The organism is Nocardia sichangensis (genome assembly GCF_047200615.1).
GTDB classification, from domain to species: Bacteria; Actinomycetota; Actinomycetes; order Mycobacteriales; family Mycobacteriaceae; genus Nocardia; species Nocardia sichangensis.
On sequence record NZ_JBJZOK010000020.1, the window covers coordinates 12,930 to 38,311 of the forward strand.

A 25,382-nucleotide genomic window follows, 5' to 3' on the forward strand; every position below is an offset into this window, starting at 1 on the left:
GCACTCCCGGGCCCGCTTGTCTTCTGGGTTCAGCAGCTGGTCGGTGCGGGTTCGCCGCGGAACCTGGCCTCGACGTAGTTCCACGCGTCCGCGAATCCGGCGGCGGCCGCGGTCAGGTGCTCGGAGATGTCGACGGTATGGAACGTCAACCGCGCACCCGCCTTGCAGTACCGGTCGGCGACCTCGGCGACCGGGTTGTAGAAGGTGAGGGTGTCGAAGCGGCCCTGCCACATGTAGGTCGGCACAGTCGGAACGCCGTCGAAGTACTTCAGGCTGTTCTCCCGCAGGACGGCGTGCGCCTCCGGGCTGTCCATCAGGCTCTTGGACGCCGCCATCTGCTCCGCGCTGCGGAAGGCGCCGTGGAAGAGCAGGAATCGGCGGCAGGCGTCGTGGGTGAATTCCCGGAACCACAAACCGTTCTCGTTGAGCTGATCGGAGATCGGCAGCCGGTCCGGGTACTCCCGCTCCAGCCCCATGGCGGCGGCGAATGCGAGGCCGAATCCGGGGTGCGGCTCGAAGCCGAGCGCCATCGCCATCTCCTCCAGGTCGGCGGGGATGCCACCGGCCACGGCGGTGGTGAGTTTCAGATCCGGCGCGTAGGTGGGTTGCATGGCGGCGGCCCACGCGGTGGCCATGCCGCCGCCGGAGTAGCCCGCGATGGCGACGGGGGAGTCGGACAGCCCCAGTTCGGCGACCTTGCGGACGGCCTTCACGCTGTCGAGGGTCATCATTCCGGCCAGGCGCGCGGCGCCGTAGGCGGAGGTGGGGCCCAGATAGTCCGGCAGCGAGATCGCCCATCCGCGTCCGATGGGCAACATCGCGCCGACCGCGTCCTGTAGTTCGCCGTTGAACAGCGAGCGCGACGGATTGCACTGGGTGCCGAGGGAATTGATCAGCGCCTGGTAGGAGACCAGCGGCGGATTCTTCACCCCGGCGGGCATCAGGACCGTTGTGATGCCCATGACGGGCTTGCCCTGCGAATTGGTGGAGCGGAACGCGACTTGCCAGCCCTCGGTCCCGACATACATACCGGTGTCGATCCTGCGGCTCCGTACGACGTCGCCCGGGGTGAGCGCCCCCAGGTCGGGCGGGGCGGTGTAGAAGGGATCGGGATCGGGAGTGGGATAGAGGGGTTGCGCAGTAGCGGGCAGGCCGAGCAGGCCGAGCGAGACGATGCTCACCAGCAAGATCGCGATCCTGAACGGAACTCTGGACACGGGTTTCCTTCGAAAGTCAGCCGTCACCGACCCACCGCCCCGCGGGCAGGCCGCGACGTCGGTGCTTCGGACGCACCGGCACTACACGAGAACCGCAGCGAACCTTCACTGCGGGGCGGAGCAGAAGGAACCGCCGCCGTGGGCACCCTGAGTCGATCATGGCGGACTGCCGCACCTCCTTCGACTCCGGGACCGCCGGTAGCCGCGAAGGCGGCACCATCCGCTGCGAAGATAGCGCCCGACATTCTCCGGACGCCGCTCCGGAACAGGCGAACCGGACAAGTCACAAAGCCCGCGGCCCGCCATTCGACAAGATCACTAACGGAGGTGGCCTACCCGGTCGCGCGCCGATCCGGCTCATGTGAAGCTGAGCACCGCCCGTCCGCCCAGCGGGCGTTGCAGGTCGACGACGACCACGCCGTACTCGCGCTTCTGCTCCGGGTTCGCGCCCTGACACGGCGGCATGCCGCGATGCAGGCCATGGATCAATCGCACGCTCACCAGGTCGGCCGATTCCTCCACCCGCGCGGTGAATCCTATGCTCGGGCAGCCGACCGGGCCGGGGATGTGGATCCCGAGCTTGTCCGTCCCGTCCTCGACGTCGTACTCCGAGAAGGGTAAGGCGGAACTGGATTCCAGGTCCGCGGCATGCGGGATGACGACCATCGTCCCGCCCGCGTATCGCCGGGGACCCGGATCGGCCCGCATCCCCGCCGCCGCTTCCGCGGTGCGCTCCGGAGTGGCGGGCACGGCCGGGTCCGCCTGCTGCCCGCACGCGGTCAGCGTTCCGAACGTGATGGCGGCGACGATCGCCGTACCCATCCTGCGCAGTGCCACCTCTCCACCTTCACACAGGTAGGCGCGGGCGCGGCGGAGGATGCGCGGTGTGGCACCGGTGCGGCTCGCGGAAATGACCGGACGCCTCGACGCGAGAGTGTGCGCGTCGTCACAGCGACCTCGCACAGTGCTTAGCCGGTGCCCATCCATGACACGTCGAATTGAGCAGATTGCTCAACTTAGTATTCAAAGGTTGTGCGTTCAGATCTTCGGAGACACGATATCGGCACCAAGTGCTCAACAATGCGAAGCGCCAGATCGGCGCCGAGCGGACGGGTGGATCCGGATGACCGAGCTCGCCGACCGCGATCTGATCGCAGCTCCCTACGACCTCGCCGACCGTTACCGCGTCGGCTCGGGGACCGTTGTCCTCACCGGCGTGCAGGCCATCGCGCGGCAGCTGGTGGAGCAGCATGTGCGTGATCTGCGCGCCGGGCGGCGAGTGGGCACGTTCGTGTCCGGGTACCAGGGCAGTCCGCTCGGCGGCGTCGACAAGATGCTGTCCGGCATGCCGGAGGTGCTCGCCGAGCACGACATCTCGTTCGTCCCGGGATTGAACGAGGAACTGGCCGCGACCTCCGTGTGGGGCAGCCAGGCGGAGCTGCCCGCGGGCGCGGCGACCCACGACGGCGTCGTCGGTGTCTGGTACGGCAAAGGCCCCGGCCTGGACCGCGCGACCGACGCGCTGCGCCACGCCAACATGTACGGCGTGCATCCGCGCGGCGGCGTCCTGCTGCTGGTCGGCGACGATCCGGCGGCCAAGTCCTCCACCGTGCCCGCGGTGAGCGAGCGCTCCTTGGCCGCGATGAACATTCCGGTGCTGTTCCCGCGCAACGCCCGCGAGATCATCACCATGGGCCTGCACGGCGTCGCCCTGTCGCGCGCCTCGGGTTGCCTCGTGGCGCTGAAGATCGTCGCCGACGTCGCCGACGGCGCGTGGACCGTGGACGGTTCGGTTGGTGACATCGACATCGTGGTGCCCGAAATCGACTGGGAAGGTCAGCGGTTCCACTACCGGCAGCGTCCGATGGCCGCGCCCGCCGACAGCTTGCTCGCCGAAGCGGACCTCTACGGTCCCCGCTGGGAGATGGTGCGCGCCTACAGCACGCGCAACGGCCTGGACGTGATCGAGGTGAACCCGGCCCGCGCCACGATCGGCATCGCCGCCACCGGGACCACCTTCGACGCGGTCCGCCAAGCGCTGATCGACCTCGGCGCCGACGACGAAGCGCTGTACAGCGCGGGGATCCGCCTGCTGCGCATCGGAATGCCGTTTCCCCTCGCGCCCGACCGGGTCGGCGAGTTCGCCGCCGGGCTCGACCAGCTGATCGTCGTCGAGGACAAGACCGCCTTCATCGAAACCCAGATCCGCGACATCCTGTACGGGGTCGCGGGCGCGCCGGAAATCCTCGGCAAGCGCGACGAGGCGGACCGCCCGCTGTTCGGCGCCGACGGCGAACTGACCTCCGGGCGCGTCGCCGCACCGCTGCGCCGCGTGCTCGACGGGCACCTCGAACTGAAACGTCCGCTGCCGCAGCCGCTGTCGCTGTCGGTGCTGCCCGCCAAGCGCGCGGCCTACTTCTGCAGCGGTTGCCCGCACAATCGTTCCACCGCCGTTCCGGAGGGCTCACTGGCGGGCGGCGGCATCGGCTGCCACACCCTGGTGACCATGTCCGGCCGCGCCGACAGCAAGGTCACCGGGCTGACCCAGATGGGCGGCGAAGGCGCGCAGTGGATCGGTCAAGCGCCGTTCACGGACGTGCCGCACCTGTTCCAGAACATCGGTGACGGAACGTATTTCCACTCCGGCCAGCTCGCCGTGCAGGCGTGCGTCGCCGCTGGCGTGAACATCACCTTCAAGCTGCTGCACAACGATGTGGTCGCGATGACCGGCGCGCAGCACGCCGAGGGCGCGCTCACGGTGCCGATGCTCACCCACAAACTCGCCGTCGAGGGCGTCCGGCGGATCATCGTCTGCGCGGACGAGCCCGAGCGCTACCGCAAGCGCGATCTCGCTCCCAGCGCCCTCCTATGGCACCGCGACCGCCTCGACGAAGCGCAACGCACACTGCGCGAGATCCCCGGCGTCACCGTGCTGATCTACGACCAGCACTGCGCGGCCGACGCGCGGCGGCAGCGCAAGCGGGGCGCCCTGCCGGTGCGCCGCACCCGGGTGGTCGTCAACGAGGCGGTGTGCGAAGGCTGCGGCGACTGCGGGGTGCAGAGCAACTGCCTGTCGGTGCAGCCGGTGGACACCGAGTTCGGGCGAAAGACGCGGATCGACCAGACCTCGTGCAACACCGACTACAGCTGCCTGAAGGGCGACTGCCCCGCGTTCGTCACGGTCGAACTGCCCGACCCGGCCGCGCGGAAGCCGCGCCGAGCCGTTCGCGCGCCGCAGCCGCCGCGGCTGCCGGACCTGATGCACGAACCGCCGACGACCACGCAGAACGTCTTTCTCGCCGGTATCGGCGGCACCGGCATCGTCACCGTGAACCAGGTCCTGGCGACCGCCGCGATGCGCGCCGGGTACGAGGTGGCGAGCCTGGACCAGATCGGCATGAGCCAGAAGGCCGGGCCGGTGGTCTCGCATCTGCGTTTCGCCGTCGGGGCGCTGGAGCCGGCCAACCGGCTGGCCCCGGCCTCGGCCGACTGCATCGTGGCGTTCGACCTGCTGGCCGCCACCGACAACAAGAACCTGGCCTACGGCTGCGCCGAGACGACCGTCTCGGTCGCCTCCACCAGCGAGACCCCGACCGGGGACATGGTCTACGACCGGTCCGTCACCTACCCCGGCGAGGCGACGTTGCTGCGGCGATTGGAACAGGTCTCGCGCTCGGTGCGGTCCTTCGATGTTCTCGCCGCCGCGGAGGCGCTTTTCGGCAACACTGCCGCCGCGAACTTCCTCCTGGTGGGCGCAGCCTACGAACTCGGTGGCCTGCGGCTGCCGGGCACGGCGATCGAGGAGGCCATCGAGATCAACGGCGTGGCCGTGGACGCCAACCTCGCGGCCTTCCGCTGGGGCCGGGTCGCGATAGCTCGGCCGGAGGAGTTCGCCGCCGCCACCACGCGTCGCACGGCCGAACGCACTCCGGTACCGGTGCCAGCGGACCTGTTCGACGAGCTGACCGCGACGGGCGAGACGCGGCGGCTGGTCGAGCTGCGGGCCGTCGAGCTGATCGGCTTCCAGAGCGTTGCGATGGCGCGCGACTACGTGGCCACGATGCAACGAGTCTGGGCTGCCGAGCGCGAGGTGACCGACCGTACCGAGTTCAGCGAGCAGGTCGCGCGCGGACTGTACAAGTTCACGGCATACAAGGACGAGTACGAGGTGGCACGACGGCTCACCGATCCGTCGTTCCTGGCCGAGGTCGCCGCGCAGGTACCCGAGGGGGCGAACCTCACCTATCGGCTGCACCCGCCGGTCCTGCGTGCGCTGGGACGGAAGGACAAGATCGGAATGGGGCCGGGAAGCCACTTCGCCCTGCGCTTGCTGGCCAAGGGAAAGCGGCTGCGCGGCACGAGATTCGACCCGTTCGGATACGCGCACGTGCGACGCGTGGAACGTGAGTTGCGCACTCACTACACCGCGATGGTGACAGACCTCGCCGAGGGGCTGGACCGGTCGGGCTACGACCGCGCCGTGCGGGCGGCCGCGCTCGCCGACGTGGTGCGCGGATACGAGGAGATCAAACTCGCCGGCGTGGCGGTCTACATCGAACGTCTGCGGGAGCTCGGCATCGAGCCGCCGCGCTGTTAGTGGGCTCCGACGCCGGTGGCCGGTCGGAGCGCCGCGCGGGCGTTGCCGGGACCAACGCCTCAGCAGGTCTTCGCCGCGAACCGAGTCCGGTGTGCCACCTGTGACCCGGCGAGCTCGTGGAAAGGCCACCCGTCGGCGAACGCCTCAGCCGGTGTAGCCGGTCACCTTGCCGATCCACGCGACGAAATCCGCGGCGTCCTCGTTGCTGCCGTGCCCCGCGTCCCAATACATCGCGGCGTCGACCTGGTCGCCCAGATTCGCCAGGCTCGCGGCGAGATTGCCCACGATGGTCAGCGACGCATCGGTGTCCTTGGTGCCGACGCGAATCCACCAGTGCTTCGCCCGGGCGGAATTGCGTTGGCGGAGAAAGAACATGGGGTTCATCATGCTGATCTTCTCGGGCAGGTCGCTGTCGAGTTGCGCGCCAGGGTCGCCCGTCGCTCGCCGCAGGCTGAACGGGGTGAAGTGCCTGGCCTTGACGGTGCCGGCGCCGAACAGGTTGTTCTCCGGAGAGGACAGGTCGAAGGCGTCGAACGCGGGCACGCCCTTCTTCCGCTCGCCCACGTGCGCGAGGAAGTTCGGCCAGGTGAACTCCGCCCGGTCGCCCGACCAGGTGATCCACGTGTTGGCCGCCAGGTAGCTCGAACGCTCGGAGTCCTGCAAAGCGGTCAAATACCTGGTCGCCGCCGGTTCGAGGTAGGTCCGCACGAGGTAGTTGCCGTAGTTGTCGGCCGTGATCGGCCCGAATCCGTCCGCCCCTTGCAGTTCCAACGATGCCTGATAGTCCACGAACGCGGTGCTCAGTTCGCGCGAGGCCGTCGCGTCCAGTTCGCCGGAGCGCAGCGGGTTGGCGCCCCAATTCCACTCGTAGGCCATGTCCGCGTGGTCGAGATCGGTCACGGGACAGTAAGAAGCGGCGGCGAAAACGGCGTCGCTCGCGTCCGCCGCGCCGAGTTCGGCGAGATACCGGTCGTACATCCGGTTGTCGGCGGAGGCAGCCAGCAGCGCGGACAGCGCGCCGCCCGCGCTGACCCCGGTGGCGACGATCCGGTCGGTGTTTCCCGGAACCCGGCCGGAGTTGTGCCGCAAGTATCGGACCGCGGCCTTGAGATCCACGATGGCGGCGGGCGCCACGCCGTAGTACGTGCCGTCCGGGGCGACCAGGTCGCGCCCGCGCGCACCGGGCTCGACGACGACATAACCCGCCGCGAGGGCGAGCTCGCGGTTCCTGTCCCGATCACCGCCGTCGTCCGGCTTGCCGCCCTCGGCCGCCGACGACAGATAGCCGCCGATGGAGTTGCTCAAGAGAATCGGAGCCTTGCTCGCGTCGACGGTGTTCCCGTCGATCTCGACGGGCACGCTGACGTTCAAGCTCTGATACGTCTTGTTCACCGGTTTCGCCACGTAGACAACGCTGTCGTAGAACCGGTAGGTCACGTTCTTGTCCCGCTCGAAGGTGGCGACGGTCTTCTTCCGCACCGTGAATTCGTCCGGGTCGAAAGCCAACTCGTCCGCCGGTTGCGCGTCGCTTTTCAGCAGGCCGCAGGCGGCGAACATCGGTGCGGCAACCGCCGCCACACACCCCTCGAGCATCGCCCTGCGCCGCACAGCGCTCTCCTTCGCCTTCGTGGCAAGCCTTCGGCGTCGCGGCCGTAGCGGCGTCGGTAGAACTCTTGCCCGGAACGAATCAGCTGGTCATCGGGTCGCTGAGATCGAAGGATAGCGGTAGGAGACGCCGCGCTGGCGTACCTGCGCGGCTGCGCCCGACGCGTCCGCCGAAAGGCGGGCGTCGGGCGCAACCTGCCGGTCGGCGGTCAACGACCGCCTGGTGGCGCGTCGGTCGGGTCATCTACTCCCAGCACTCGCTCGGCCCGTCGCAGGACGAGGCAGCGCGAGGAACAGATGACGTGGATTTCGAGAGCGCGCCGGGCTTGTCCCTCGGTGAGTTCGCCCGGATCGGTGAAGCAGTCGCCGATATTGGAAGTGACCGATCGCATGCGAGATCAGCCGACTTTCACCGGGACGACCGCGACGGCGGCGAATCGAGCACGACCGACGGTAAGGGCGACCAAACCGGCATTGCCCGCCGTGGAAATCATCGGACCGGCGATCGAAACGAATTCGAACCCGCTCACCAGGAGCACGCCGAGCAGGCCGAGGCCGTTCGCGAGTGCGTTCGCCGCGAACGTTTGCCACGTTTCCTCGTGCGGTTTGGACCACACATGCCGGAGCGTTGGAATGGTGGCGATGAGATTGGCGCATATCGCGAACAGCGCGCCGAATGCCTTTTCCTGTACGCCGACCGTCACCAGCACGCATGCGATCGAGGAGACCAGGCAGGCCCAATCGATATTGTCTTCCGGCCGCAGGCCGGACCCGCGGGTGATGCCGACGACGATGACCGCCGCGTTCATCGCCGCCGCGGCGGCGTTGATGGCTGCGGCCAGATAGCCGCCCTCGAGGTACGCCACCACCGCGAACACCGTGTTCGCGGTGCACCAGGCCGCCCACGACGCGATGCGCGGCCGGGTGTCCCCTTCCAGTATCCCCGCCAGGTACGCGATGACGCCGAACAATGAAATGCCGACGCTGAGACACGCCAAAGACGAGCTCACGTTCCAGAAATCACTCACGCGGAACTTTCCTCACAGATTGTTGTCGTTGCACGCAGAGATGGCCGACATTGGCGATCGAATCATTACGAACACGCCGAAGGAGACAAGGCGGGTGCGGTGATGGGAACCGGGGGTTGCCTGCGGGAAAACACTTCGGGATGATTTGTCCAGGTGACTCGAAAGTATCGTGACATGACAACTCGGACGTCACCAATCCAGGACGGTGCCGTAACCATCTTTTAACCGCCGATTCGCAACCGCGATCGACGGCTGGTCATTCTGCCGGAGATTCGGATGTGAGCTACGGAACAGGCAAGCGTGGAACCGTATCGTAGGATTGCGCACGTCGGAGTAAGCGACATCAGCAGTCAAAGAATCTGCACTTCGACTGTCGGGGTTCCCGACGTCAGCGGCAAGGGTCTACGCGATGCGCCCAGCGTCGGATCCTCGCCGACCACCTCGCTGGACCGCCGGCTCTCCGTGCATCGCTGAGACCTCGCCGGATCCGGAAGCCACGGCGTTCTACGAGGTGTAGTGCTCGGACGACCCGCTGTGCGTGGACCATGGTCGCGACTCGACCCGGCAAAAGAGAAACGGCCCGGAGCGTGTGCTCCGGACCGTTCCGCAGTAGCGGGGACAGGATTTGAACCTGCGACCTCTGGGTTATGAGCCCAGCGAGCTACCGAGCTGCTCCACCCCGCGTCGGCTTTTCCAACAGTACACATGGTGGGCGCGAATAGCCCAATCGTGCTGGTGAGAGGGCATGTTGCGGGTGACTCGGCGAGGCCTGGGCAATCTTTTGCGCACGGGTGGAACCGAATGCGCCGACGCCGCGTCCAACCATGTGACGAGAAGTATCCGACGCAGATTGCGAGACGAGGAGTGGAAGGTGACGTCCAGCGTGCGGTCGGTGGCACGAGCCCGGGTGGCCCGCTGCAAGAGCGTGATGCGTTAGCGGCGCGGCCGCAGGATCCGGCCGATGGGCCGCGGTGTGGTGGTGGTCCCGGCGACCGGCGTGGCTGCGCCGAAGCACCATCGCGCCTATTGTGACGGTACTCGAGGTACAGGGTCGAAGGCTTGCCGCTCGGTCGGGGGCTCGAGTACTGCCCGTCCTGCGCGTAGCGCCGGCGGATAGGTAAGAGGCGCGCGAAAGCGCGCTGATCGAAGTGAAGGGGGCTTTCTTGAACGCCGTTCGAACCAGTAGGGATTCCGAACAAGCAACCGGGCGTGTCGCATTCGTCCATCCGGGCTTGCGCGACTATCTGGATCCCGCGGATGGGTCGTGGGGGAGCGTGTTCGGGCCGCATTTCGAGTTTGAGTTCGCCGACTACGACCAACTGGCCATGCGCAGGGACGCCGGCGGCGCCCCGATCGTGCTACCCGTCAACAGTGAAACCCAAGCCGAAAGCCTGCGGTCGGTTCGCGCCCGGCACGCCATGGGGCTCATCGTCGCGGTCACCGATGACGTCGGTGGTTACTCGACCTATGCCGCGATACGCTCCGGCGCCAACTTCGTGATCAACGTCGCGATATCCGTCGAGCGTCAGGCCGACCTCGTTCGCGCGCAACTCCTCGACCGCACGCGCTCGGCACCGGGGAAGCCGCTCCCGGCGGTGCTCGGTGCGGTGACCGGCCGCGAACCGAACGAACCGGCACGGCAACGCCTGCGCGGCCGGTCCGCTACACCGGCCACCGGCGCGGATCAGTCCGGCCGAGATGGTCTGACCGAGTCGGACACCCGGCTGCTGCGCATGCTGCGCACGTCGATGACCGTCGCCGAGATCGCGCGCCTGAACTATCTTTCGGAGCGGTCGATGTATCGACGCATCCGCAGCCTGTACGACACCTTGGGCGTGGGCAGCCGGGCAGAATTGGTCGGTTCGGAACATCGAGCGGACGTGTCCTTTCCGCTCACCGTGCTGCGCGGCTGATCGGTAGCGACGGTGCTGTCGAATTCGCCCGCAAAAGTGAGCCGTCGTATCGCATTGCGCACGTTCGGAGTGGTTGCCGCCGTGGCTGTTCCGTCTGCTTGCCGTCCGGCCGCACCATTCGGCGTGCCCGGCCCGGATGGGCTCGACGAGACTGTCCGTCCGCAGGACGACCTCTACCGGCATGTCAACGGGAGGTGGTTGCGCGACTACCGGCTGCCTCCTGATCAATCGGTGAGCAGCCCGATAACCGAAGTGATGCGGCGCGTCGAACAACAACTCTCGACCGTCATCCAGGAAATCCGCGAACCCGGGCTCGGTACGTCCGAGCAGCAGGTGCGCGACCTGTACGCGGCCTGCCTGAACACCGCGGCTGTCGAACGCCTCGGCACGACGCCGCTCGCCGACCTCTTCGCGGCGATCGACGCGGCCGCGTCCAGATCCGAGTTGGCCGGCGTCATGGGCATGCTGCCGATTCCGGGAGTCATCTCTCTGTATGTCGACATCGATGCCAGGGATGCCCGCCGATATGTCGCCACCCTCGCGCAGTCCGGTCTCGGGATGGACAGCCGGTACTACCGGAACTCCGATCTCGGCGCGCACCGTGACGCGTACCGGGCATTCTTGGCGCGAGTCGCGGCCGTCGCGAATTTCGCTGATCCGGCGGGCATGTCCGACCGAGTGTTCGAACTCGAGCGGCAGCTCGCCGTCGCTCACTGGGACGCGGTGCGAGACCAGGACGTCACGGCTACCTACAACCTGATGCGCTGGTCCGAAGTATGCGGTCTGGCAGATGATTTCGACTTCGACGCGTGGCGCGCCGGACGAACGTCGCGGCCACCGGAACTGTTCGCCCATGTCGTGGTGCGGCAGCCCGACTTCATCACCGCGGTCGGCCGGCTGTGGGCCGATACGGATATCGCGCACTGGCGTGACTACCTACGATTGAGTCTGCTCCAGGAGTTCTCTCGTTTCCTGCCCTCCGGAATCTCCGACGTCAATTTCGAGTTTCGCCGCAAGTTCCTCGGCGGTGCGGGCCGGCCGGCCGAACCCTGGCAACGAGCGGTCGCCACGGTGAATGCCGAGTTAGGCGACCAGCTGGAAAAACTCTATGTGGCGAAGCATTTTTCGGCCGCGGCCGAGGCCGCGCTGCGCGAGCTGGTCGACGATCTGTTCGCGGCCTACCGTGTGGCATTGCTCGACTCGCTATGGATGTCGCAGTCCACGCGTTCGGCCGCCGTCGCCAAACTCGACAAGATCACGATGATGATCGGCTCCCCGCGGCACCGACCGGACTGTGCGGGCGCGTCGGTCGATCCGGACAAGTTGATAGATTCGCTGCGCAGCATCCGCGATCTCGCCAGGCGGCGGGAGTTCGACCGACTTGCCACTGCGGTCGACAAGGGCGAGTGGACAACCACCGCGCAAACCGTCAATGCCTTCTACAACCGATCGACGAACCAAGCCGTCTTTCCCGCCGCCTTCCTGCAGGCGCCATACTTTGACAAGGACGCGGATCCGGCGGTCAACTACGGCGCGATCGGTGCGATCATCGGGCACGAGATCGGCCATGCCTTCGATGACCAAGGCGCTCGATACGACGGCGACGGCAGGCTGCGCGAGTGGTGGACTGCCGAGGACCGCGCCGCGTTCGACGCTAGGACCAAGCAATTGGTCGATCAGTACGACAGCCTCGTTCCCGAGGGTTTCGATGCCACACACCGGGTGAACGGGCGGCTGACCGTCAGCGAGAACATGGCGGATCTACGCGGTCTCCAGGTGGCGGTCGCCGCCTACCGACGGGCCGCGCTCCGCCGGGGTACCGTGCCGGACTTTCGCACACTGTTCTTATCGTGGGCGCGGTGCTGGCGGGTAAAACAGACACAACAGTTCGCCGCCGCGGCGCTGGCCGCGAACAGCCACGCACCGAGTGAGTTCCGAGCCAATCAAGTTGTCCGCAACGTATCGGAGTTCTACTCGGCCTTCGACGTCACACCGCGAGATCGACTGTTCCTTCCACCAGAGCAGCGAGTCGTTCTGTGACGAAGCGCCACCTGAATTTTGCTTTTCCAGAAGTAACGACGACAAGGAATACGATATGCAACTCGACTATCTCGACTACCTGACCTGGGACGAACAGCACAACATCGCCTATCTTGCGCTTCGGCAGAACAACAAGGGGCCGCGCCACGCTGCCCGCACCCTGCGCGTACGCGACGAGGACAGCGGCGAGATCGTCGCCGCCCTCGACTTCGGCGACGACGGCGAACTCATCGGCATCGAGTTGCTGAACGCGGACGTCCAGCTCGGCGCGGCGTTGAAGCGGAGGGCCCGCGCGGGGGAAGGCGAGTGACCCGATCGCGCCGGACGTGAACCGCATCGCGTTCGACAGCTACAACCTCGATGGAACCGAACGACTCGAGGAGAGATATGGCCGCCACCGTGGCACGCTACGGGCCCGACCTTCGCCCACGGCGAGACCAGCCGAGTTTGTGGGACGTCACCGCGACAGAACTGGCGAGGATGCGTCGCGGCTTCATCGGCTGGTTCGCCATCCTGGTACCTGTCATCATCACCGTTCCGCTGTATCCCATGTCGTTGGCATCGCCAGAAGGCCGGTCGGGCCATACCTGGACGGTGTTTCGCGACGTGGTTCTCGAAGGCTGGGGCGTCCTGATCCCCATGACGGCCGCATTGCTGGCCGCCCTCTCGGTGCGAGCTGATCAGGACGCCTGGCGGTTGCTCTTCTCGTACGCGGTGCCGCGCAACAAGTACCTGCTCGCCAAGTATCTCGGGCTGGCCGTGCTGACCGCGGTGTCCACTACGCTGCTCGCGTTGCTGCTCAGCGTCGGGGCCGCATTGAGCGGCCGGTTCGGGACCAGCGTCGCGACTATCGTCGCCGCGTCCTACCTGCCTTGGCTGGCCGGGCTCGGTACCGCGGCAGTGGCCCTGGTCGTCTCGGTGGTTTGGGGCCTGGGCCCCACCATCACGACCGGTGTCGTCGGCATGATGTCGGGCATGCTCATCGCGGACAAGAGCTGGTGGATGGCGGTGCCGTTCGCCTGGCCCATGCGCGTGATCCTGCCCTTGGCCGGGATCGGCCCCAACGGCGTTCCACTACCGGCCGACAGTCCGGTCCGGGACCACGGTGTCATACTGCCGGCCATCGCGCTCTCGATCGGACTCGCGGTGCTGGTTCTGGCTCTTGGCTCGCTCCACATGACGCGCAAGGAGATCTGACCGTGTTTGCTTTGGAAGTGGCGCAGCTGCACAAGCACTACGGAAAACACCACGCTCTCGACGGCGTCGATCTGTCGGTCCGCACGGGAGAGGTCTACGGGCTGCTCGGCCCGAACGGCGCGGGCAAGTCCACCTTGATGAAAACCGTTCTGGGGCTTCAGCGGCCGACCAGCGGCGTCATCCAGTTGTTCGGCCGACCCTATGATCGGACGCTGCTGGTCGATGTCGGCGCATTGATCGAGACACCGGGATTGTGGCCGAAACTGGACGCGGTGACGCATCTGCGCATTCACGCCCGACTGCGCGGTGTGCCCGAGGAGTGGATCGAGGAGACCTTGGCCGTCGTGCAGTTGACCGAGGTCCGAACCCGCAAGGTGCAGGCATACTCCCTCGGAATGCGCTGGCGTCTGGGTATCGCGATCGCTTTGCTGACGCGACCGAAACTCCTACTGCTCGATGAGCCGACCAACGGCCTCGACCCGGTGGGCATCCGAGAGATGCGGGAACTCATTCGTACTCTGGCCGCCAACGGAACAACGGTCTTCATCTCGAGCCACCAGTTGTCGGAGATCGCTCAGGTGTGTGACCGGGTCGCCGTTCTGGTCGCCGGAAAGACGCGCTACGAGGGCACCGTTCAGGGGATCGCGGGCGACGGTGATCTCGAGGAGGGGTTCTTCCGCATCCTCGAATCGTGCGGTTCGCAGATCCGCTGAAGCACTTGCACGCAACGCCGGGTGAGGGCGATTCGGATCGCCGTGTCGGCGGGCTCCTCGGTCCCGGGCACGAATCCGAATCCGCCGTCGACCTGTTGCTGCGCTAGCAGGAAGCCCACTGCCCGCGCGGGAATCGGCTGCTGGGTCAGTCCGAACTCGGCGCAGCCCAGCAGCAAGGTGGCAAGCGCATCGAGGTCGTAGCGGCGGATCGCCAGCACCAGAAGTGAGTCCAGGACGGCGGCCCATTCGGCCGCGGATGCGCCCGAGGCAGCTGCGGCGTCGACCGCGGCCAGCGCACGCCAGCGCGTCGGATCGGAGCACAACATGGTCAGCGGTTCTCGAGGCGGCGAACCGGACCGTTGCGCGTTGCGCTCCGGTGTTCGGGCGGCCGGATGCTCCCTTGACGTCTCGGCCGCCAACCACTTCCGCGCAGCCGCCAAAGACCGGTCGGCGAGCGCCGGACCGGAATCAGTGGATCTCATCGTGCACGATGCCGTTCTCGCTCCGCTGCGGCCATCGCCGCAACCATTGTCGTGTGATGGCATGTTCCGAACGTGTATGCCTCGGCGACCGGGCCGCTCAGTCCCGACAGTCGGATCGGGTCGAACAGGGGACCCGGCACCGCACCGTCGGCCAGCCTGCGGCGAGTCAGCGTTTGCCATCCGTGCGCGGTGATCGCGCTGTCGTCCTGCGTGACCGCCAATAGGCACAGCATCAGCTCGCCCGCCAAATCCATGTCCCCGGCCGCGAGATAAGTCCCCAGCAGGGTCCGCATCGTGGCTACGAGCGCCGGTGCGGTACGCAGCGGCCGCGCTGCGAAATCCGTGGCATAGAAGACAACGTGGGTGAGCGCGTAGACCTCGTCGTCGCGCAGCCAGATCGGGTCGGGCTCCGCGGCGGCAATGGTCGCCCCGACCAACTCGTCCATCGGCGGCAGAGTATGCGGGAACCGGCCGAGCTCGAGCGCATACCGCAGCTCCAGACGGGACAGCGGCGGGTGCCAAGCGCCGTCCCGGCCACCGCATCCCGTTTCGAGTACCGTGCGCACCCGTTGCGCAGCACTTGGTATCGGGAAGCCGAGGTCAGCGAGCAAGGCCACCAAGTAGGCGCGATACGTGAACTTGTCGTCCGCACGCCCCAGTGCGTCGTGGAAGGCGGCCGCTTCCACCAGCGTGCGCGCCAGCCCGGTCGCGCCGTCGACGAGCGGGTGATCGCGCCATCGCCCACGACACAGCACACGGCACAGCACGAGCAGTTCGAGCGCAGCGCCCTCTGGGAACTGCCGGGCCGGCAGAAAACGATCCCACTGTGCTGGATCGAACCAGCGTAGGTTCGCGGCGAGCCAGTCCAGTGCCGCTTCCAGTATCGGAGTACTCGCTTCGTGATCGACCGCGGCCACTGCGGGCCATAGCGGAAAGCCGTGGACCCGGCCGCGCTGGTCCTCGGCGGGGTGCAGGCCGGTCGCCGACATCATCGCCCGATCCTGATGCGGATCGCGGCGGTGAAGAACAGCGCCAGGCACACCAGGACCAGCGCGTCCACGCCCATCGAAGCGAAGCCTGGCCCGCCGACCAATACCTGTCTGCCCATGTCGACCAGATAGGTCAGCGGATTGAGGCGAATCAACACCGAGAGCCAGGACGGCACCCCGGCGGGTTGGAACACCGAGCCCGAGAGAAACAGCATCGGCAGCATCGTGATCTGGACGCCGGCCTGCAACGTCTGGATCTGCCGCAGCGCGGTGGCCAGGAACAATCCGAGCAGGCTGAAGACCGCCGACCCGAACAGGTAGATCGCCGCGGCCGCCGCGATCTGCGCAGCTGTCGGTGACAATCCGAATACCGGCGCGCACAACAGCAACAGCGAACTCTGCGCCCCGACAACCACCCCGGTGCCGGCGACTTTGCCCATCGGCAGACACATCCGGGGCACCGGCGCGACGGTCATCTCGCGCAGGACGCCGAACTCTCGATCCCAGGCGTACGACAATCCGGTGGCGATTCCGATCGTCGCCACTTGGATGGCGATGATGCCGGGCAGGATATAGGCGCTGAAGGAGACCGTGCCCACGTTGCCGACCATGGCGTCGAAACCAACGGCATAGATGACGATGAAGAACAGCAACTGGGCGGCATTGCTGATCAGTAGTCCCGGACGACGGATCTGGCGTTGCAGGTCCCGGTACGCGATCACCGCAACGGCCCTGATGCTGCCGACCATGACGCGTTCCGGCCGATGGTCGGTCGTCGCCTGCGATGCGGTCACGGCATGTCCTTCCCGGTATGTGTAGTCGCGGCGGCGTAGACGTCGTCCATCGACGGGTTGTGCACGGTGACACTCAGAATCGGCAGCTGGAGCACGCGCACGATGTCGGCGACCCGCCGATCCGGCTCGGCGCACCGGATCTCCAGCGTCGTGAGCCCGGTGACCACCTCGAACCCGGCCGCGCGTAATTGCTCACCGGCCGCGGCGTCGTCGTGGGTCCGCAGCCGCACACAGGAGACGTGCAAATCGTCTTTGAGGTCTACCGGCGATCCCGATCGGCCGATCCTTCCACCGGCCATGATCACGATTTCGTCCGCGTACTCGGCTTCGTCGAGGTAATGCGTGGAATAGATCGTGGTGATACCGAGTTCGTCGCGCATGCGAAGCAGATCGCGCCAGAAGACCCGGCGAGAACGCGGATCGAGTCCCGTTGTCGGCTCGTCCAGGATGAGCAGACCGGGACGATGCAAGAGGGCGCGCGCCAGTTCGACCCGCCGAGCGGTTCCGCCGGACAAGCGTTCGACGGTGGCGCGCCGTTGCTCGGTCAGATCCAACAAAGCGAGCAGCCGATCGATCTGTGCAGCGGCGTCGACGCGGCGCATACCGAAGAGCCGGGCGTGAAACCACAGGTTCTGCTCGATGGTGAGTTCTTTGTCCAGCGTTCGTTCCTGGAACACCAGACCCAGCTGCGCGCGGGCACGCATCGGAGCGGTGCGCGCATCGTCGCCGAAGATACGCACGGACCCGGATACGGGCCGGGCCGCGGTGGACAGCACATTGAGCAGGCTGGATTTGCCCGCACCGTTCGGCCCCAGCAGCGCGGTCAGGCGGCCGGGGGCCGAACTCAGCGACACCGAGTCGACGGCCGACGTGGCGCCGTACCGCACGACGATCTCGGTGAGTTCGAAGGCGTTGACCGTCATCGGAAGTGCACCTTTCAGCTCAATGCCAGGACGCGATCCCACGGACGCGCGGGAGCCTCGGCCGCAGTGCCGAGCATCCCGTCCGGAATCACCGACAACAGCGCGCACGCCACCCCCGCGGAGCCCTCGAGGATCCCGGCGACATCCAGCAACTTGAACTCCGTAGGCCCCGGCGCCGACCGCGGATACCGCATCGGATGCCGGAAGCCGAATGGCGCGTCGGCATCCGCCATGGCCAAAATGGTGGAGGCGAGACGGGTTTTCGCGCCGAGCAGCACGTCGTCCCGCTCTGCCGTGCCGATTCGATGGACGATCTGCAGCAAGCCCGCGTAACCGTGGCATACCGTCGGCCCCGCGAGGGTCCAGCGCGATTCGTCCCTGGCGAGGGCATCGTGTAGAGCACGGACAGCGTGCAGGCGCCACTCGGCGATGTCGAGGGTTTCGCCCGCATGGTGTACCGCCGCCGCGACTCCCGGCGCGCCGTAGCACCAGGCGGTCCGCGTGAACAGGCTGCGCGGCGGTGCGGCGGCGACTTCGTCATCGAATCCGACTCGGCAGGGCCAGTACGTGCCCTGGTCGTCGGTGCGTATCCACCGGATCAACCACGTGACCATTCGCACCAGAGCCTCTCGCAGTCCCGGCACCTCGTGGCCACGGCGCAGGGCCAGCGACATGATCATGACCGGCCCTGGAATTCCATGCGCGAGACCTAGATTGAAGTCACCACGCGGGTAGTCGCGGCGGTCCTGCTCGACTGCTTGCCGTGCTGCGGGGACCCACCAACCAGGTACTTCATGGCCATCGACGGTGATCGGCCGGCTGATGGTCACCAGGTAACCGAGCGTCTCCCTCAGGGCGTGCTCGACCTGCGTGTCGTTCTCGACGGGATCCTCGACCGAATCGAGCAGCAGCCGTGCCGTGCCGGACAAGCCGTTGACGATGTCGTAGCACTCCCAGGAGATGCCGGGTCCCGGCGCGGCTCGGCACTGCCGCAGCCGGGTCAGTTGATCAGCGGCGAGCCACGCGGCGAGCCTGCGCCGCAGACCGGGATAGTGGTCGCGGCAGGTCTGGGTGGCCGCCAGCAAGGAAGCCGGTCCCGCGTACAGGCCCCGGCTCGGTTGATCGGGCAGCACGGCCCCCGCCGCTTGCACATGCCGATGAGTGACGCTGAACCAATCGGGAATTCTCGCGGCCAACTCCGCGTAGAACAGCGCCGTACCCGGCAGGCCGTTGGACAAGGTCGTCGGGCCCCACATGCCGGCGCCGTAGATGGGATCGCGGTTGTCCGGACGGCCGGCTATGCCGGCGACGGCGGCGGGGTCGCGGAGACGGGCGGCAACGAGCGACACTATTTCGGCGGCCCGCTCGGCCACCGAGCCGACCTGCCGCTGATCGACGTTGCTCATCGCGCGTAGTTCCTCCTGTTGAAGTTGTCCTGCACCGCTCCGCGGGCGATGGCGACGGCTGCCCGCTCCCGATCGCTGTCCCCACCGAAGAGCCGATTGCAGGTCATGTGCATCAGGCTGCCGATGAGCCGGTGGGGCCGTGTCCTGCTGCCCGCTGACGCGAGGCGCAGTTCGCCGACGGCCGCGTCTCGTGGCCGGAGTGCCTCGAGCGCCGCCGCCCCGTGCGGGTCGGCGCGCAGCGTGCTCCACCCGCCGTAAGGGTCGACGATCCCGCGCCAGCGCTGCGCATCCACCCGGTATGTGCCGGGCAGGGTCTTGCGTGAGCCCGTCAGCGACAGCCAGGCCATCGCAGCGTCGTCGCTCCGGGCGCCGTGACCTGCCGGGTCCGCCTCTGGCAACCCGAAAGCGTCAGCGATCGCAGCGACGGAAACCGCCGCGAATGCGTCGAGCGAATGGGTGCACGTAGGCTCCTCGACCAGATCCAGGAAGCGGATCGCGGCCTCGCTGTCGGCTTCGAACACCCGCTCGGCTGCGGCCATCGCCGCCGCACCGCCGTATCGTTCGGTTTCGGCGTCGTACTGGTCGAGGCGATGAGCTCGGATCAGACCGCCGCGGTGCAAGTCGTCGAGTCGCCGGCCGAGCGGGCGTACGACGGCGCCCCAGATCTCGTCCGGCACGCCGTGGAAGCGAACCCGTAGATGCGGCCCGTCGGGGTCGGTGTACCGGATGAAGAACCAGCGGTCGCAACCATGCCCGCGTGCCTGCTCGACCAGTTCCGGCAAGTGAACGCGGAGGAAGTCGCTCTGGCGCGACGCCGGCAGGTACAACGCGAGAGACAGCCAGTCGCTTCCGAGTCCGGCCGGTCGGCGGTCCGGTTCCAGGTACCCGCCGTGCGGCGATCGGGCCGGTCGTGCATCGCGGCGCGACAGTGGGACGACCACCTCCATCGCGTGTCCGTGGATTCCGTCGGTGAAGTCGTCGTCGCCGGGCACCTCGTGGGCGACGATGGCCGGGTCCTTGCGCAGCTCGTCCCACAGCAGTTCCAGATGCGCCGGATCGGTCAGGTCGAACAGCAGCCGTTGATCCATCTGTACGGCCAGGATTCGATCCGGCACCCGCCATTCGCGGCGCCACTGATCGACCGCGGCGGCGAATTCCGATTCGGGCACATCGATCAGCGCGTCCATACGCCATACCGCGGGCGCGAGGACGAGGCGGCGGTGCCGGACGCGCGGCACGAACGGCAGCTCCGACAAGCCGGCCCAGGTCCACGGCTCCCACAACCGTTGGCCTTCGAGCCCGATCTCCCAGAGCAGCCGGGAGACGTTGGGCGCTTGCGTCATCGGGCTGATCATGGTGTTGAGCACTGGAACGATCTCGCGGCCGGTAGGCAAATGTATCGCGCATATTCGCTCCGTCGTCGCGCCGATGGCCACGTCGGCGAGCGGGATTTCGTCGATACCGGGAGCATCGGGCAGACCGACGCTGATCCGGACACCGCTGTGCGCCGTGGAATGCGCGAGGTTCGCGGCCTTGCCGGACCGGGGCATGAAGGACAGATCGACCCTGGCCGCATTCGTGACATGGACCGGAATCGCGCCGGACTCCGCCGCGACGTCCGCGCGGAGGTCCGGCGGCAGCAGGTCCGCGAACCGGGCCAGGGTCGCTCCGGCGTGGTGCGAGCCTGGACTCGGGGCTACCACGACACGGAAGTCACCGGCGGACAACGCGTCCAGCGATCGTGCGATGACGTGGAAGGTGATCTCGCACGAGTTCGGTACGTCGGCGGCTGGCTCGTCGCCGGGAATCAGCTCGTCGAGCAGCTCGTCGGACAGCTCGATCTCACGGGCGCCATCGCGCAGGGCGGTGCCGATCAGGCGGTGCAACAACCGAATCCGGGACGCGTCACGGTCGATCGCCCGCTCCGCCGCCTCTTCACTGTTCGGCCAGCTGTATCCGGCGGGCGCACCCAGGCCCCGGGCGGGATCGAGGAGTTCACGGATGCCGATGATCCGATCGGTACCGTAGCGCTCCAGGAACTTCTCGTGATAGTCCCGCAGCGCTGCGAGCCCGAGCTTGGGTGCCGACATCCGCCACATCAGCGCCGCCGCCCGCTCGACTTCGGTGCGTACCTCGTCGGGGAGCTGAACCTCGACATCCAAGGCGGTGTCGATGTGCAGTGGCGTCTCGTGGGCGTGGAATTCGCGCGCCAAGTCGGCTGTCTCGATCAGCCGTGCGGTACCGGGACCCAGTGGTAGCCGGTCGCTCGACCGCCGGTGCTCGTCGATGTCGCGCAGTGCGCGCAACGCGTTCGCGATCGGCGCCGCAGGCTGGTCGATCTCGGCGAGAACCTCGATCACATGGCACAGTGGATCGCCGCCGTCCAGCGGCGGCCGCAGATCGGTAAGCAGGAATTCCTGCTCCACCAGCATTCGGATCAATTCGGCGACACGTGTCGGCGGGGCGCCGAACCGCGTCGCGGTCGTCGCGGTGAGCTCACCTACCGCGACGGTGCGCGCGGCCGCGTTGAGCACCACCTCCACCACGGGCGAGTCGCGTATCGAGACGACCGATCGGGTCGCTCCGTCCAGTGGCGCACCCAGCGGGGACGGACAATCGAGCACGACCCGCTCGCCGCGGCGGGTCAGCGCGGGGTGGGCACGAACACTCAAGCGGGGCAACAACTCCGGAAGGTCCTGCAAGTCGTGCACGACACCGAGGAGCCACTGCATGTCGAGGTGCGTCCTGGTGCGGTGGGCGGTGCCGCGATCGAACTTTGCCGACGAGCCGAAGCGCCCGCCCGCCACACCGGAGAAAACCCCGAACGGAGTCGGTCGCGTGCGTGTTCTGATGTCGTAGCGCAGCACCGCCAGGGCGGCGCGACGCAACTGGCTCGCCTTGATCTCCGCGTGCTCTCCACGGTGGACGCGATCGAGCAGGCGGCCGAGACTCGGCGTCGCCAGCATGATCGCGGCGCGCAGCTCGTGGTCCGCCACCGCGGCTCGCACGATGTCGAGGTGGCTGCCCGTCGTCGGCAAACCGCTGCCCCCGACGCGCAGCGGAGCCCGGAGCAGGAAGACGTCCCATGCGCGGAAGATCGAATCCGACACCAGCCCAATTCCTTCGAAGTGTTCGACGATGTGGGGTGTCCGGGCCGAGCGGCGGTGCTCGACCCGGACCTCCGGATCAACAGCAGTGGCTGCAGCCGCTGCCGCCACCCGAGCTGGTGCAGCCGGGGGTGCAGTACGACCAGCTGGTGACCGCCGCGTTGCCCTGGATGTTGCCGACACCCACACGGATGTCGAGATCGAACAGGTCGACGGTTTCCACTGTCTCCACCGGTTCCACGGACGCCTTACTCACGGTGTTCTCCCTTCTGAGGCGAGTGCCCGGCCGATCGAACGACTCGGCCGAGGGAGGCCCAGCGATCCCACCGGGCCCTGCGGCCGGTGCTGTCCCCCCGGGTATCGAGAAAAGCAGCGCCCCTGCGGCGGTACAACGTCGCGATCGGTATCTGGCAGCCGCGCCGTGGGCTGCCAACATGCGCCGGGCACCGCCGCGCGGATGTCGCCCCCGCCGCGGTTGAACCATTCGGAACCCGACCGCTACACAAGTGGGTGTGGACTCGGACGAAGCGCTGCTGGCCGCGGTGGCAAGGGGGGACCAGGCATGTTTGCGCGTGCTCTACGAGCGGCACGCGCCGACGATGCTGCGGTTGGTTCGCAGGATGACGACGCAGAGCGGGGTCGCCGAGGAGATCCTGCAGGAGACTTGGCTCGCCGTCTGGCGCTCGGCGGACAGCTTCCGCGGCGAGTCGTCGGCGCGCGGCTGGCTGTTCGGCGTCGCGAAGCGTCAGGCCCACAACTACTTGCGCAAGTCCGTGCTGGTGACGGTCGACCTGGACGAGACCGCGGAACTGTCCGACCGGACCGGCACCGTCGAAGACATCGTCCTGGCCAATGCCGCCAGGGGCGATCTCGTCGCGGGAATCCGCGAACTGCCCGAGCATCTGCGTGAGGTGTTGCTGCTCGTCCTGGTCGACGACCTGTCCTATCCGGACGTCGCCGCGATCCTCGGTATCCCGGTCGGCACGGTGAAGAGCCGGATGTCCCATGCCCGTAAGCGGTTGGCGCTGGCGTTGGCCGGCACCACCGCCGACCTGTCCACCCGATATGGAGGTGAGAAGTGACTTCCCCGATCTCATGGGGGCCGCATCTTTCGGATGACCAGTTGGTCGGTGGACGCGACGATGCCGCCGCCGCGCACCTGAGCGCCTGTCCTGATTGTCAGGCCCGCGCCGAGGGCTGGCAGAACGTGGCAGTCGCCGCGCGGCAGGTCTCCGCCGCATCGGCCGGTGTGTTCCGCACCCCTTCCTTCGATGCGCTGCTCGGCGATGCCCTCGGCATGCCGTGGTCCACGCCGAGGCGAGCGCGGGCCCTCGGATGGCCCGGGGCGCTGTCGGTGGCCGCGGCGCTGGTGCGCGCACAGCTGCGCCTATTGCCGCGCGCGCTGCTCGTGCTGAGCGTGCTCGGCTTCGTGGGGTGCGTCGTCGGGGCCGTGCTGACGAAGCGAAGCGAGTCCGCGCCGACCGTGTTCGGCCTTGCGGTAACCCTGGTGTTCCAGGCCGGAACCCTGACCGCGTGCCGATCGCGATCGGATCCGCGGCTGGAGTTGTTCAGCACTCTGCCCATCCCGCCCGCCGTGGTGTTCGCGTGCAGGCTGGTGCTGGTTCTGCTCGCCGACACCGCGCTCGCGCTGTTCACCTCCGTGCTGGCGAACCGCCTGGGCGCGGCGTCGGACGTCTCGGCCATGATCGCGGGCTGGCTCGGTCCGGCGATGTTCGCCTCGGCGGTCGGTGTCGTCTGCGCGGTCTGGAGTTCCGCGCAGATCGGGGCCGTGGCCGGGGCAGTCGTATGGCTGCTCGGCGCCGCCGCGTCCTCGGATGCCGGCCCGGCGCGACGAATCGGCGCGCTGATCGAGCCACTGTGGTCCACCTCGACGGCATCGCTCGTGCTCGCGGCGCTGCTGCTGGTTGTCGCCGCGGTCGGGATGAGCAGGCCGCGATACGACGCGGTGGTCGGATGAACCCATTCGCGCCGACCCGCTACCACCACGATGTGAATCCGATCTGGCTGTACGAAGCTCGCCGCTGCGGGGGAGGTGTGCTGGCCCTTCCGCTGCTGGTGGCCGCGTTGATCGCCCTCGCGTCGGCCGTGTTCGGCGCCGACGAAGTGTTGTGGAGCGCCGCGTTCGAAGCCATCCCGCTGGTGGCGGGACTGGCTTGTGCGACAGCCGTAGGGCGAGAGCGGTCGATCGAGGTGCAGCTGAGTGTGCCGACGCCGTACCCGGTGACCGTCGGGCGGCGGGTCGCACTCGTCCTCGGTACGACGGCCTGCGCCGTGGTGCTGAGCGGCCTGTCCGCGATGATCACCGATGGGCCCGCCGTCCTGGCGGGCAATCTGGTCTTCGCGCTCGCGCTGATCAGCATCGCGACTTGGGTCGGCGCCGGTTTCGGTTCCACCAGTGGAGCCTCCGCCGTCGTCACGACGGTGTGGTTGGTCAAACTATTGCTGCTGAGCGAGGTCGCGCGGCACACTCAGGCGGTGCTACTGCTCGCCCTCGCGGCGTCGTGCGTCCGGCCGACCCTCCTGCGCGTCACCGACAGCGAGGCACAGTTGCGCGGAGCACACCGATGAGCGCCTTCCTGGGGCTGGGCGCGACCATCCGCTATGAGGCGACGCTCGCACTCCGGCAGCGGGTGTTGTGGTTGTCGCTGCTCCCGCTCACCGCGTTGATCATGGTACTCGGCGGCTTTCCGCACGGCCGGAACCGAAGCGGGGAGATGGCCGCGATCGGTGACACCGCTCTGCTGATCAATTTCCTCGGTTCCCTCGGCATCGCCATCGCGCTGGCCGACCGCTTGGCCGGGCAGCGCAGACCCGGTCTGCGTGAATTGTTCGGGGCCACCCCAGCAGGCGGTGGGATCAGGTCTCTCGGTGTCCTTCTCGGGCCATGGCTGGTCGCGTCGATTCCCAGCGCGCTCGTCTTGTCGGCCATGGGCGCGTGGCTGACTATCACCACCGGCGAGCCGGAGCTGTCGGTTGCGGCGGCAGTCGGACTGCTGACGATCGTGGCGCCGGGATCGCTGCTGCTCACCGTCCTGGCCAACGTCGCGAGCCTGCTGCTGCCCAGCACCGTCGTCCGCGTGCTGCTCTTACCGTTCTGGTACTGGGCTACGGTGCTGACGCCACTGATCCCTCTCCCGACGGTGGCCAGGACAGTGCTGTCCCCGCTCGGCGACTACCAAGCGGCGCAATGGCTGGACGTCACGCTGGCCCGTCAGGACGGCGGCTGGCTGCATCCGGCGCCCGGTTTCCTCCATGGAGTCGCCGCGCTCGGAATCACCCTCGCGACCACGGCACTCGCCTTTCTCGTCGGCCATCTGCTGCTGGCCGAGAACCGTTGAGCTGGAATGGAG

21 protein-coding genes and 1 tRNA gene are annotated in these 25,382 nt (G+C 67.6%); 10 read left to right on the forward strand and 12 right to left on the reverse strand.

Annotated elements, in window-relative coordinates; translation table 11 throughout:
* Positions 1-29: 29 nt before the first annotated feature.
* Positions 30-1,196 (reverse strand): lipase family protein, encoded by a 1,167-nt coding sequence (locus ACL03I_RS25385; RefSeq protein ID WP_412807166.1) that lies wholly within the window; start codon positions 1,194-1,196, stop codon positions 30-32.
* Between the two features lie 378 nt (positions 1,197-1,574).
* On the reverse strand, positions 1,575-2,054 hold the full coding sequence (locus ACL03I_RS25390) for a hypothetical protein (protein ID WP_355073468.1): 480 nt from the start codon (positions 2,052-2,054) through the stop codon (positions 1,575-1,577).
* 286 nt (positions 2,055-2,340) lie between these two features.
* Here ACL03I_RS25390 and ACL03I_RS25395 point away from each other — a divergent pair, with 286 nt between their 5' ends.
* Positions 2,341-5,814: an indolepyruvate ferredoxin oxidoreductase family protein gene (locus ACL03I_RS25395; protein WP_412807112.1), complete on the forward strand. Its 3,474-nt coding sequence runs from the start codon at positions 2,341-2,343 to the stop codon at positions 5,812-5,814.
* 144 nt (positions 5,815-5,958) lie between these two features.
* On the opposite strand, the gene ACL03I_RS25400 is transcribed toward ACL03I_RS25395, so the two are convergent.
* The 3 genes from ACL03I_RS25400 to ACL03I_RS25410 all read right to left on the reverse strand — a co-directional run bounded on the left by ACL03I_RS25400 (position 5,959) and on the right by ACL03I_RS25410 (position 9,131).
* Positions 5,959-7,422 (reverse strand): subtype B tannase, encoded by a 1,464-nt coding sequence (locus ACL03I_RS25400; RefSeq protein WP_412807113.1) that lies wholly within the window; start codon positions 7,420-7,422, stop codon positions 5,959-5,961.
* 395 nt (positions 7,423-7,817) lie between these two features.
* Positions 7,818-8,447, reverse strand: a complete 630-nt coding sequence (locus ACL03I_RS25405) for a hypothetical protein (RefSeq protein WP_355073472.1) — start codon at positions 8,445-8,447, stop codon at positions 7,818-7,820.
* A 610-nt stretch (positions 8,448-9,057) separates the two neighbouring features.
* Positions 9,058-9,131: transfer RNA gene (locus ACL03I_RS25410), tRNA-Met, on the reverse strand.
* 479 nt (positions 9,132-9,610) lie between these two features.
* On the opposite strand from ACL03I_RS25410, the gene ACL03I_RS25415 reads away from it, so the two are divergent.
* The 5 genes from ACL03I_RS25415 to ACL03I_RS25435 all read left to right on the forward strand — a co-directional run bounded on the left by ACL03I_RS25415 (position 9,611) and on the right by ACL03I_RS25435 (position 14,310).
* Positions 9,611-10,360: a helix-turn-helix transcriptional regulator gene (locus ACL03I_RS25415; protein ID WP_412807114.1), complete on the forward strand. Its 750-nt coding sequence runs from the start codon at positions 9,611-9,613 to the stop codon at positions 10,358-10,360.
* An 81-nt stretch (positions 10,361-10,441) separates the two neighbouring features.
* A complete protein-coding gene (locus tag ACL03I_RS25420; RefSeq protein ID WP_412807115.1) occupies positions 10,442-12,400 on the forward strand; it encodes a M13 family metallopeptidase in 1,959 nt (652 codons plus the stop codon).
* 55 nt (positions 12,401-12,455) lie between these two features.
* The gene (locus tag ACL03I_RS25425; RefSeq protein ID WP_364433284.1) at positions 12,456-12,710 is read left to right on the forward strand and encodes a DUF2283 domain-containing protein; all 255 of its coding nucleotides are present in this window, start codon (positions 12,456-12,458) and stop codon (positions 12,708-12,710) included.
* A gap of 77 nt (positions 12,711-12,787) precedes the next feature.
* Complete coding sequence (locus tag ACL03I_RS25430; RefSeq protein WP_412807116.1) at positions 12,788-13,597, forward strand: lantibiotic immunity ABC transporter MutE/EpiE family permease subunit; 810 nt, start codon at positions 12,788-12,790, stop codon at positions 13,595-13,597.
* Between the two features lie 2 nt (positions 13,598-13,599).
* Complete coding sequence (locus ACL03I_RS25435; protein WP_412807117.1) at positions 13,600-14,310, forward strand: ATP-binding cassette domain-containing protein; 711 nt, start codon at positions 13,600-13,602, stop codon at positions 14,308-14,310.
* On the opposite strand, the gene ACL03I_RS25440 is transcribed toward ACL03I_RS25435, so the two are convergent.
* From ACL03I_RS25440 to ACL03I_RS25470, 7 genes are all read right to left on the reverse strand, one after another.
* Entirely contained in the window at positions 14,232-14,792 is a 561-nt protein-coding gene (locus ACL03I_RS25440; protein ID WP_412807118.1) for a hypothetical protein, read from the reverse strand. The genes ACL03I_RS25435 and ACL03I_RS25440 overlap by 79 nt on opposite strands.
* The gene (locus ACL03I_RS25445) at positions 14,789-15,784 is read right to left on the reverse strand and encodes a DUF6895 family protein (protein WP_364433272.1); all 996 of its coding nucleotides are present in this window, start codon (positions 15,782-15,784) and stop codon (positions 14,789-14,791) included. The genes ACL03I_RS25440 and ACL03I_RS25445 overlap by 4 nt, the downstream gene beginning before the upstream one ends.
* Positions 15,781-16,575 (reverse strand): ABC transporter permease, encoded by a 795-nt coding sequence (locus ACL03I_RS25450; protein ID WP_355073488.1) that lies wholly within the window; start codon positions 16,573-16,575, stop codon positions 15,781-15,783. Before ACL03I_RS25450 ends, ACL03I_RS25445 begins: the two co-directional genes overlap by 4 nt.
* Positions 16,572-17,498 carry an ABC transporter ATP-binding protein gene (locus tag ACL03I_RS25455; RefSeq protein WP_412807119.1) on the reverse strand — a complete coding sequence of 309 codons (927 nt, stop codon included), beginning with the start codon at positions 17,496-17,498 and terminating at the stop codon, positions 16,572-16,574. Before ACL03I_RS25455 ends, ACL03I_RS25450 begins: the two co-directional genes overlap by 4 nt.
* 14 nt (positions 17,499-17,512) lie before the next feature.
* Positions 17,513-18,904 carry a lanthionine synthetase C family protein gene (locus ACL03I_RS25460; protein ID WP_364433266.1) on the reverse strand — a complete coding sequence of 464 codons (1,392 nt, stop codon included), beginning with the start codon at positions 18,902-18,904 and terminating at the stop codon, positions 17,513-17,515.
* Positions 18,901-22,014 (reverse strand): lantibiotic dehydratase, encoded by a 3,114-nt coding sequence (locus tag ACL03I_RS25465; RefSeq protein ID WP_412807120.1) that lies wholly within the window; start codon positions 22,012-22,014, stop codon positions 18,901-18,903. Before ACL03I_RS25465 ends, ACL03I_RS25460 begins: the two co-directional genes overlap by 4 nt.
* 76 nt (positions 22,015-22,090) lie before the next feature.
* Entirely contained in the window at positions 22,091-22,267 is a 177-nt protein-coding gene (locus ACL03I_RS25470; RefSeq protein ID WP_412807121.1) for a gallidermin/nisin family lantibiotic, read from the reverse strand.
* 256 nt (positions 22,268-22,523) lie between these two features.
* On the opposite strand from ACL03I_RS25470, the gene ACL03I_RS25475 reads away from it, so the two are divergent.
* From ACL03I_RS25475 to ACL03I_RS25490, 4 genes are read left to right on the forward strand one after another with little or no spacing between them, the layout of a single operon-like run.
* Positions 22,524-23,093, forward strand: a complete 570-nt coding sequence (locus ACL03I_RS25475) for an RNA polymerase sigma factor (RefSeq protein ID WP_355073496.1) — start codon at positions 22,524-22,526, stop codon at positions 23,091-23,093.
* Positions 23,090-23,989 carry a hypothetical protein gene (locus ACL03I_RS25480; protein WP_355073498.1) on the forward strand — a complete coding sequence of 300 codons (900 nt, stop codon included), beginning with the start codon at positions 23,090-23,092 and terminating at the stop codon, positions 23,987-23,989. The genes ACL03I_RS25475 and ACL03I_RS25480 overlap by 4 nt, the downstream gene beginning before the upstream one ends.
* Positions 23,986-24,600 carry a hypothetical protein gene (locus ACL03I_RS25485; protein WP_355073500.1) on the forward strand — a complete coding sequence of 205 codons (615 nt, stop codon included), beginning with the start codon at positions 23,986-23,988 and terminating at the stop codon, positions 24,598-24,600. The genes ACL03I_RS25480 and ACL03I_RS25485 overlap by 4 nt, the downstream gene beginning before the upstream one ends.
* The gene (locus tag ACL03I_RS25490; protein WP_364433254.1) at positions 24,597-25,370 is read left to right on the forward strand and encodes a hypothetical protein; all 774 of its coding nucleotides are present in this window, start codon (positions 24,597-24,599) and stop codon (positions 25,368-25,370) included. The genes ACL03I_RS25485 and ACL03I_RS25490 overlap by 4 nt, the downstream gene beginning before the upstream one ends.
* The last annotated feature ends 12 nt before the right edge of the window (positions 25,371-25,382 follow it).

Coding starts and splice junctions, on each gene's coding strand:
- ACL03I_RS25395 (WP_412807112.1), top strand. CDS start 2,341: ATGACCGAGCTCGCCGACCGCGATCTGATCGCAGCTCCCTACGACCTC.
- ACL03I_RS25425 (WP_364433284.1), top strand. CDS start 12,456: ATGCAACTCGACTATCTCGACTACCTGACCTGGGACGAACAGCACAAC.
- ACL03I_RS25430 (WP_412807116.1), top strand. CDS start 12,788: ATGGCCGCCACCGTGGCACGCTACGGGCCCGACCTTCGCCCACGGCGA.
- ACL03I_RS25440 (WP_412807118.1), bottom strand. CDS start 14,792: ATGAGATCCACTGATTCCGGTCCGGCGCTCGCCGACCGGTCTTTGGCG.
- ACL03I_RS25445 (WP_364433272.1), bottom strand. CDS start 15,784: ATGATGTCGGCGACCGGCCTGCACCCCGCCGAGGACCAGCGCGGCCGG.
- ACL03I_RS25455 (WP_412807119.1), bottom strand. CDS start 17,498: ATGACGGTCAACGCCTTCGAACTCACCGAGATCGTCGTGCGGTACGGC.
- ACL03I_RS25460 (WP_364433266.1), bottom strand. CDS start 18,904: ATGAGCAACGTCGATCAGCGGCAGGTCGGCTCGGTGGCCGAGCGGGCC.
- ACL03I_RS25485 (WP_355073500.1), top strand. CDS start 23,986: ATGAACCCATTCGCGCCGACCCGCTACCACCACGATGTGAATCCGATC.
- ACL03I_RS25490 (WP_364433254.1), top strand. CDS start 24,597: ATGAGCGCCTTCCTGGGGCTGGGCGCGACCATCCGCTATGAGGCGACG.